Genomic DNA, 7,027 nt, shown 5'->3' with positions numbered 1-7,027 from the left:
CAATAGCGGAGTGTCAGCCACCTAGTTGCCAACTGACACACCGCTATCGCGAGCAGGCTCACTCCTACAAGGGAATTGCGCTGAATTCAAATAATCATCAATCCTTGCAAGCGTATCTTGCCCGCATATCGTAATGGCTGATCGCTTGTGCCGGATCGAAGTTGATCAATCGCTCCATAGCTTGCGCTTCAATCCGAAGGTTCTCGAGATCATCCTGCTTTTCTTGTTTCGATGATGCAGTCATACGCGTCTCGCTCATTTGCACACGCCAGTTCGTGTCAGACGTTTAGTATCGTTTACTTCCAGTTTCTCAATATCAGATGACGCCCACAGACCTTGTAGGCAAACTCCGAAACTCGTGTTCGGGCGCTTTGCGGCTCTATTGCGCTGTTTTTTGACGGGATACTCTCCGGACGTCGCTGACCCATTCAGCGATCGGGTGTGGTAACCCGGAGAACCCAGCGCAAGAGCCCGCTCATCGAGTAATGGCGGCTGTGCGTGGGACGCTTTCGAGCGTGCCGGTTTCCTTGGTTCCCGGTTTACCACCCTGCGTACAGTCGCCTCCCTTTCGTGTGGTAACGAAAGTCGCGGCACTTCGAACCAAGGAGTAACACGATGACCGAAACTGATCTGCACGGACCCGCAAACATTAAAACCATCGGCTTCACCCCCTTCCTCTACCACTCGGATCAAGCGTTCTTCAACGTCCGCGCCGGCATCCCGATCATCGATGCCCTGTCCCAATCCTCCGACCTGCTGTCCCTCGCCAAATCCTTCGCCGAGGACGCTGCCTTCATCAAAGACACCGACCGCCATGCCTGGGCTGCGCATTACCTGACGGTGATGGGCAAAGCCTTGATTGATGACGTGATCCAAGCGCTGATGCCGCGACCTGCGCGGACGAAGACCGAATCTGAAGAAGAATTGCCTGAAAGCCACTGACACCACAGAATCCTTGTGGGAGCGAGCTTGCTCGCGAATGCGGTGGATCAGCCACCACATGTCTCGACTGACACTCGGCCTTCGCGAGCAAGCTCGCTCCCACAGGGGATTTGCAGTGGGTTAGAGGTTTATGTGCGGGCACAAAAAAGCCCCCGCCAGCCTTGAAGCTGACGGGGGCTTTTCAGTTGAGGTGGGGTTACATCTCCACCTGCGTCCCCAGTTCAATCACCCGGTTCAGCGGCAGATTGAAGAACCGCAAGTTGCCGTTGGCATTCTTCAACATGAACGCAAACAACGCCTCGCGCCAGCGGGCCATGCCTTCGAGTTTCGAGGCGATTACCGTTTCGCGGCTGAGGAAGTAGGTGGTGCGCATCGGGCTGAAGTCCAGATCATCCAGATGGCACAGCTTCAACGCCTGCGGCACATCCGGCTCGTCGGTGAAGCCGAAGTGCAGGATGACGCGGAAGAAGCCTTCGCCGTGGGCCTCGACCTCGAAGCGGCGCGATGGCGGCACACGCGGGATGTCTTCGTAGACCACGGTCAGCAGCACCACTTGCTCGTGCAGCACCTGGTTGTGCAGCAGGTTGTGCAACAGCGCATGCGGCACGGCGTCGGAACGCGCGGTGAGGAACACCGCAGTACCCTGCACGCGGTGCGGCGGCTGCACACGGATGCTGCTGATGAAGATCGGCAGCGGCAGCGCGCCTTCGTCGAGGCGATCGACCAGCAGCTCCTTGCCGCGTTTCCAGGTGGTCATCAGGATGAACAGCACGATCCCCGCCAGCACCGGGAAGGCACCGCCCTGAATGATCTTCGGCACGTTGGCCGCGAAGAACATGCCATCGACCAGCAGGAAACCGAGCAGAATCGGCACCGCCAGCAGCGGGGGCCATTTCCATAGCAGCAGGATCACCGCAGCCACCAGAATACTGGTGATCAGCATGGTGCCCGTCACTGCCACGCCGTAGGCAGACGCCAATGCGCCGGAGGACTCGAAACCGATCACCAGCAGAATCACGCCGACCATCAGCGCCCAGTTCACCGCACCAATATAGATCTGCCCCTGTTCGGCACTGGATGTGTGCTGAATGTGCATGCGCGGAATGTAGCCAAGCTGAATTGCTTGACGGGTCAGCGAAAACGCACCGGAAATCACCGCTTGCGAAGCGATCACCGTGGCCAGGGTTGCCAGCACCACCAAAGGCACCAGTGCCCAGTTCGGCGCCAGCAGGTAAAACGGGTTACGTGCCGCTTCCGGGTTTTCCAGCAGCAATGCGCCCTGACCGAAGTAATTCAGCACCAGTGCCGGCAGTACCAGCGCCAACCAGGCGCGGGCAATCGGCTTGCGCCCGAAGTGGCCCATGTCGGCATACAGGGCCTCAGCGCCGGTCAGCGCCAGCACCACCGCACCGAGAATCGCCACCCCCATGCCCGGGTGAACCATGAAGAAACGCACGCCCCAGATCGGGTTCAGCGCGCTCAATACTTCAGGGTGTCTGACGATCCCGCTGACACCCAGACCGCCCAGCACCAGGAACCACGCCACCATCACCGGACCAAACAGCTTGCCAATGCGATCGGTGCCATGCTTCTGGATCAGGAACAGTGCGACCAGGACCACCAGCGCCATCGGCACCACCCAGCGCTCCAGGCCATCGAATGCCAGCTCCAGACCTTCCACCGCCGACAATACGGAAATCGCCGGGGTGATCATGCTGTCGCCGTAAAACAGTGCGGCACCGATCAATCCCAGGATCACCAGCACCGCCTGCAATTTGGGATAGCGGCTGGATGCGCGTCGCGCCAGGGCGGTCAGCGCCATGATCCCCCCTTCGCCCTGGTTGTCGGCCCGCAAGACGAACAACACGTACTTGATCGTGACGACCCAGATCAGCGACCAGAATATCAATGCCAGAATCCCGAAGACGCCGTCGTGATTGACCGGCACCCCATAATGACCGGCGAATACTTCTTTGAGGGTGTACAACGGGCTCGTGCCGATGTCGCCGTAAACTACCCCGACTGCCGCGACCAGCATGCTCAGCGGTTTTGCAGCCGAATGCTCGGCGCCCGCCGCCTGACTACTTGCCTGACCCATCCAACACTCCTGATTCTCGAACCGGCTTCTTTGAATGAAGCACTATGCTTTGTGGTGCAGCATGCGCTGTTTTACCTGTTGTTACAGACGTTTTGTTGACTGTAAAAAATTGGTAAAGCTCAACGGCGCGAAGCATAGCGCAGCACTCGTCGTATTTCCCTGCATAAAGCTGGTCAAGTGCGTTGCTCATCGCTAGAATTGCGCACTTTTTGATCAGAGGCGCACCCTAAGCGCCCATCCGTCGGCTTTCCCACACGGCAAGCGACGTCACAAAACACCGAGGTTAGACATGTCCACCACTCCTGCGCCGGCCAATCCAAAGGTTGGCTTCGTATCTCTGGGTTGCCCGAAAGCACTGGTCGACTCCGAGCGCATCCTGACCCAGCTGCGTATGGAAGGCTATGACGTGGTGTCCACCTACCAGGACGCCGACGTGGTGGTGGTCAATACCTGCGGTTTCATCGACTCGGCCAAGGCTGAGTCGCTGGAAGTGATCGGTGAAGCGATCAAGGAAAACGGCAAGGTGATCGTCACCGGTTGCATGGGCGTGGAAGAAGGCAACATCCGCGACGTACACCCGAGCGTGCTGGCCGTGACCGGTCCGCAGCAGTACGAGCAAGTGGTCAACGCGGTGCACGAAGTTGTGCCGCCGCGTCAGGATCACAACCCGCTGATCGACCTGGTGCCGCCGCAAGGCATCAAGCTGACTCCGCGTCACTACGCGTACCTGAAGATTTCCGAAGGCTGCAACCACAGCTGCAGCTTCTGCATCATCCCGTCGATGCGCGGCAAACTGGTCAGCCGTCCGGTGGGTGATGTACTCGACGAAGCCCAGCGTCTGGTCAAATCCGGCGTCAAAGAGCTGCTGGTGATTTCGCAGGACACCAGCGCCTACGGTGTCGACGTGAAATACCGCACCGGTTTCTGGAACGGCGCGCCGGTGAAAACCCGCATGACCGAACTCTGCGAAGCGCTGAGCACTTTGGGCGTGTGGGTGCGTCTGCACTACGTTTACCCGTACCCGCACGTTGACGAGCTGATCCCGCTGATGGCCGCCGGCAAGATCCTGCCGTACCTGGACATCCCGTTCCAGCACGCCAGCCCGAAAGTGCTGAAGGCGATGAAACGCCCGGCGTTCGAAGACAAGACTCTGGCGCGGATCAAGAACTGGCGCGAGATCTGCCCGGACCTGATCATCCGTTCGACCTTCATCGTCGGCTTCCCGGGCGAAACCGAAGAAGATTTCCAGTACCTGCTGAACTGGCTGACCGAAGCCCAGCTCGACCGCGTCGGCTGCTTCCAGTACTCGCCGGTCGATGGTGCGCCCGCCAATGATCTGGACCTGGAAGTAGTGCCGGACGACGTCAAGCAAGACCGTTGGGAGCGTTTCATGGCGCACCAGCAGGCGATCAGCTCGGCCCGTTTGCAAATGCGCATCGGCCGCGAGATCGAAGTGCTGGTGGACGAAGTCGACGAGCAAGGCGCCGTCGGCCGCTGCTTCTTCGATGCCCCGGAAATCGACGGTAACGTATTCATCGACAACGGCAGCAACCTCAAGCCGGGCGACAAGGTCTGGTGCAAGGTGACTGACGCTGACGAATACGACCTGTGGGCTGAGCAGATCTGATCTGAAGATCAAAAGCCCCTCACCCTAACCCTCTCCCTGAGGGAGAGGGGACTGATTGAGTTGCTCTTTCGAATGACGGCGACTTGAAATATCGAGTCGACCTCAGATTTTGAACAGCATGAAGATCAGCTCCCTTCCCCCCTCGCCCCCCTTGGGGGAGAGGGTTGGGGTGAGGGGGAAGCTCTTGCAGGCAACATTAACAGCCAGCCAGACACCGAAATAAATACAAAAAGCCCCGCTCTTTTTACGAGATGCGGGGCTTTTTTGCGTCTATCGTTTGCAGTGGGAAGGAATCCCGCTCATCCATTTGAAAAGAGGCAGCCGGGCATGCGTCAGCATTCGGTCATTCACACGCCGAAACTCAGCGATTATCAGGAACTGACCCGGGTCTGGGAGGCCTCGGTTCGCGCGACCCATGATTTCCTGCCGGACAGCTACATCGAGTTGCTGCGTAATCTGGTGCTCACGCGTTACCTGGATGCAGTGATGCTGATCTGTACCAAGGACGCCAACCAGCGCATCACCGGATTCGCCGGGGTGGCGGCGGGCAAGATCGAAATGCTGTTCATCGATCCCGAGTATCGTGGCCAAGGCTTGGGCAAGAAACTGCTCAACTACGCCATGCAACATCTGAATGCCGATGAACTCGACGTCAACGAACAGAACCCGCAGGCACTGGGGTTTTATTTCAAGCAGGGTTTTGAAGTGATCGGCCGCTCGGAGGTGGATGGCATGGGCCAGCCGCACCCGTTGCTGCATATGCGCCTGCGGCAGACCCAGCAGCGCTCAAGTAACGGCTGACACACCAAAGTACCCTTGTAGGAGTGAGCCTGCTCGCGATAGCGCCGGACCAGCCGACATCAATGCTGAATGTCAGACGGCAATCGCGAGCAGGCTCACTCCTACAAAAAACCACCTACCGAAATGGAACCGGGCTTAACCGGCGCCAGGCAGGTACAATGCCCACCCCTTTTTTGTTACGGCCCTGTCATGACTGACCCGATTCGCCTCTCCAAACGCCTCATCGAACTGGTCGGTTGCTCCCGCCGGGAGGCCGAGCTGTTCATCGAGGGCGGCTGGGTCACCGTGGACGGCGAAGTGATCGACGAACCGCAATTCAAGGTCGGCAACCAAAAGGTCGAGCTCGACAAGGACGCTCAGGCCACCGCGCCGGAGCCGGTCACGATTCTGCTCAACGTGCCGGCCGGCATGGATGTCGACACCGCCATGCAGTCGCTCAGCGCCGACACCCTCAGCGACGAGCACCGCTACGGCAAACGCCCGCTGCGCGGGCACTTCCTGCGCTTGACCGCCAGCGCCGATCTGCAGCCCAAGGCCAGCGGCCTGCTGGTGTTCACTCAGGACTGGAAAGTGCTGCGCAAACTGACTGCCGACGCGGCCAAGATCGAGCAGGAATACGTGGTCGAGGTCGAAGGCGACATGGTTGCCCACGGCCTCAATCGCCTGCAGCACGGCCTCACCCACAAGGGCAAGGAGCTGCCGCCGGTCAAGGCCAGCTGGCAGAACGAAAACCGCCTGCGCTTCGCCATGAAGAACCCGCAGCCGGGGATCATCGCGCAGTTCTGCGAAGCGGTTGGCCTGAAGGTCGTCGGCATCCGCCGCATCCGCATCGGCGGCGTGTCGATTGGCAAGGTTCCGGTGGGCCAATGGCGCTACCTGTCCGGCAAAGAGAAGTTCTAAGGCTTCCACTGCCGCCACACATTCCGGCAGCGCGCCTGCGTGCTGCCCACAACGATTATCAGGATTACCCACATGATTCATAACGACGTATTGCGTAGCGTGCGCTACATGCTCGACATCAGCGACAAGAAAGTCATCGAGATCATCAAGCTCGGCGGCCTGGACGTGGAGCTGAAAGACGTCGTCGCGTACCTCGACAAGAAAGAAGAAGACGAAGAAGGCTTCGTGCGCTGCCCGGACGAAGTCATGGCGCACTTCCTCGACGGTCTGGTGGTGTTCAAGCGCGGCAAGGACGAAAGCCGTCCGCCGCAGCCGATCGAAGTGCCAGTGACCAACAACATCATCCTGAAGAAGCTGCGCGTGGCCTTCGAACTCAAGGAAGACGACATGCACGCGATCCTCAAGGCAGCCGAGTTCCCGGTGTCCAAGCCTGAGCTGAGCGCACTGTTCCGCAAGGTCGGCCACACCAATTACCGCGCGTGCGGCGACCAGTTGCTGCGCAACTTCCTCAAGGGCTTGACCCTGCGCGTTCGCGGCTGATCTGCGCCACAAGCTCTGAATCGGCGGCGCGACCTTCGCGAGCAAGCCCGCTCCCACAGGTTTTGTGGCTGACACAAAACCGGACTCCACTCGAGATCCCTGTGGGAGCGGGCTTGCTC

General features: G+C 59.4%; 7 protein-coding genes. 5 read left to right on the top strand and 2 right to left on the bottom strand.

Annotated features, from left to right (window positions below; translation table 11 throughout):
* Window positions 1–97: 97 nt before the first annotated feature.
* Window positions 98–259 (bottom strand): hypothetical protein, encoded by a 162-nt coding sequence (locus QMX91_RS27320; protein ID WP_282413660.1) that lies wholly within the window; start codon window positions 257–259, stop codon window positions 98–100.
* 356 nt (window positions 260–615) lie between these two features.
* Here QMX91_RS27320 and QMX91_RS27315 point away from each other — a divergent pair, with 356 nt between their 5' ends.
* The gene (locus QMX91_RS27315; RefSeq protein ID WP_282413659.1) at window positions 616–942 is read left to right on the top strand and encodes a DUF3077 domain-containing protein; all 327 of its coding nucleotides are present in this window, start codon (window positions 616–618) and stop codon (window positions 940–942) included.
* A gap of 196 nt (window positions 943–1,138) precedes the next feature.
* Here QMX91_RS27315 and QMX91_RS27310 read toward each other — a convergent pair whose 3' ends face one another.
* Complete coding sequence (locus QMX91_RS27310) at window positions 1,139–3,040, bottom strand: potassium transporter Kup (RefSeq protein ID WP_282413658.1); 1,902 nt, start codon at window positions 3,038–3,040, stop codon at window positions 1,139–1,141.
* A 289-nt stretch (window positions 3,041–3,329) separates the two neighbouring features.
* Between QMX91_RS27310 and rimO the strand changes: the two genes are divergently transcribed.
* The 4 genes from rimO (at window position 3,330) to QMX91_RS27290 (ending at window position 6,908) form a co-directional block, all read left to right on the top strand.
* The gene (rimO, locus tag QMX91_RS27305) at window positions 3,330–4,667 is read left to right on the top strand and encodes a 30S ribosomal protein S12 methylthiotransferase RimO (RefSeq protein WP_003222282.1); all 1,338 of its coding nucleotides are present in this window, start codon (window positions 3,330–3,332) and stop codon (window positions 4,665–4,667) included.
* 327 nt (window positions 4,668–4,994) lie between these two features.
* Complete coding sequence (locus QMX91_RS27300) at window positions 4,995–5,468, top strand: GNAT family N-acetyltransferase (protein WP_098967526.1); 474 nt, start codon at window positions 4,995–4,997, stop codon at window positions 5,466–5,468.
* Between the two features lie 189 nt (window positions 5,469–5,657).
* A complete protein-coding gene (locus QMX91_RS27295; protein ID WP_210558022.1) occupies window positions 5,658–6,368 on the top strand; it encodes an rRNA pseudouridine synthase in 711 nt (236 codons plus the stop codon).
* Between the two features lie 72 nt (window positions 6,369–6,440).
* Complete coding sequence (locus tag QMX91_RS27290) at window positions 6,441–6,908, top strand: DUF1456 family protein (RefSeq protein ID WP_027611093.1); 468 nt, start codon at window positions 6,441–6,443, stop codon at window positions 6,906–6,908.
* Window positions 6,909–7,027: the final 119 nt, after the last annotated feature.

The sequence above is a fragment of the Pseudomonas sp. PS01299 genome, assembly GCF_029960145.1.
Taxonomy (GTDB): domain Bacteria; phylum Pseudomonadota; class Gammaproteobacteria; order Pseudomonadales; family Pseudomonadaceae; genus Aquipseudomonas; species Aquipseudomonas putida_A.
This window is presented reverse-complemented; position numbering and strand designations above follow the sequence as displayed.

What these genes read in the sequence shown, in the direction of transcription:
- QMX91_RS27320 (WP_282413660.1), bottom strand. Translation starts at nt 259, where the DNA reads ATGAGCGAGACGCGTATGACTGCATCATCGAAACAAGAAAAGCAGGAT.
- QMX91_RS27315 (WP_282413659.1), top strand. Translation starts at nt 616, where the DNA reads ATGACCGAAACTGATCTGCACGGACCCGCAAACATTAAAACCATCGGC.
- QMX91_RS27310 (WP_282413658.1), bottom strand. Translation starts at nt 3,040, where the DNA reads ATGGGTCAGGCAAGTAGTCAGGCGGCGGGCGCCGAGCATTCGGCTGCA.
- rimO (WP_003222282.1), top strand. Translation starts at nt 3,330, where the DNA reads ATGTCCACCACTCCTGCGCCGGCCAATCCAAAGGTTGGCTTCGTATCT.
- QMX91_RS27300 (WP_098967526.1), top strand. Translation starts at nt 4,995, where the DNA reads ATGCGTCAGCATTCGGTCATTCACACGCCGAAACTCAGCGATTATCAG.
- QMX91_RS27295 (WP_210558022.1), top strand. Translation starts at nt 5,658, where the DNA reads ATGACTGACCCGATTCGCCTCTCCAAACGCCTCATCGAACTGGTCGGT.
- QMX91_RS27290 (WP_027611093.1), top strand. Translation starts at nt 6,441, where the DNA reads ATGATTCATAACGACGTATTGCGTAGCGTGCGCTACATGCTCGACATC.